This is a genomic window from Paracoccus thiocyanatus, assembly GCF_900156255.1.
In the GTDB taxonomy this organism is placed as follows: domain Bacteria; phylum Pseudomonadota; class Alphaproteobacteria; order Rhodobacterales; family Rhodobacteraceae; genus Paracoccus; species Paracoccus thiocyanatus.
Genome location: NZ_FTMK01000060.1, coordinates 1 through 1,050, shown reverse-complemented (window position 1 = coordinate 1,050; position 1,050 = coordinate 1). Strand labels below are relative to the sequence as shown.

Annotated in this window: 1 protein-coding gene; it reads left to right on the top strand. The window is 59.3% G+C overall.

Annotation, left to right across the window (positions count from 1 at the left end):
• Window positions 1–78: 78 nt before the first annotated feature.
• Window positions 79–783, top strand: coding sequence for an ABC transporter substrate-binding protein (locus F3H32_RS17615; RefSeq protein WP_149766946.1), 705 nt, complete (start codon window positions 79–81; stop codon window positions 781–783).
• Window positions 784–1,050 lie beyond the last annotated feature (267 nt).

Below are 1,050 nucleotides of genomic sequence, written 5' to 3'. Positions count from 1 at the left end.
CGTCAGATCGAAACGCGCCATCCTGAACCCTCCATAGGTCCAGTGAATCACGCCGGCCATCATAACGGAATCCCGTTTATGAGTTCACAGCCTAGATCGCAATCCACGCCGGTGATGGCGCAAAAGCTCAAGTTGAAGAACTGTGCGCTGATCAGGATCCAGAACATCAAGGTCTATGTGCAGCTTTTGCAGGAATTCGAAAAAGGCATTGCCGCGCAAGGGGTCGCGATCGGCGCGCGCGAAATGGTCCAGAACACCGATACCGATTTCAGCTCGATCTCGACCAAAATCGCCTTTTCTGATGTCGATTGCGTCTTCATTGCCTCTTATGCGGCGCAGGGCGCGGGGATCGTCACAAAACTGCGGCAGGCGGGGCTGGATTCCAAGGTCACGGTGATGGGGCTCAATATCTTCTCCTCGCCGGAATTCGTGGATATCGCTGGCCCCGCCGCCGAGGGCGTGCATTTCTATGGCGAGTGGATCCCCGGCGGATTCGACGATAGCAGCCGCGCCTTTGCCCAGCGGTTCGAGGCGGATACCGGTGCCGCCCCCGACAGCTGGGCGGCGGTGGGCTATTCGATCATGCGGGTGCTGATCGAGGCGCTGGCCAAATCCGGGCCCCAGCCGACGCGCGACGATCTGCGCAAGGCGCTGGATGGGACAACAGACGTGCCGGTGCGGATCGGCTTTGGTCGTTATTCGCTGATGGACGATCGCCGCCCGGTCTATGGGACCTATGTCCTCAAGATCGAGAACGGTAGCTATGTCGCGGTGAAAAACTAAGGCTTTGCACGGATCGGGACTGCACCGTGCAAGCGGTGGTGCGTATTGGCGCCCGAACGGTATCGACATCAAACGTCACGCCGATAGCGCCTTGAACAGCAGGACTTATGCACGAGTTCGGATTCCTGCAAATTCCGGGAATCCGAATGCGCAATCTCCACGTTCTAGCCCTCCTTCTTGGCCCAATTTCCCCGGCCTTCGGCGTTGCCGGCCTCCGGCGGGGATATTTTTCCACGCAAGAACCGGGGCAGTCCGGTGCGGCTCAGC

What these genes read in the sequence shown, in the direction of transcription:
- F3H32_RS17615 (WP_149766946.1), top strand. Translation starts at nt 79, where the DNA reads ATGAGTTCACAGCCTAGATCGCAATCCACGCCGGTGATGGCGCAAAAG.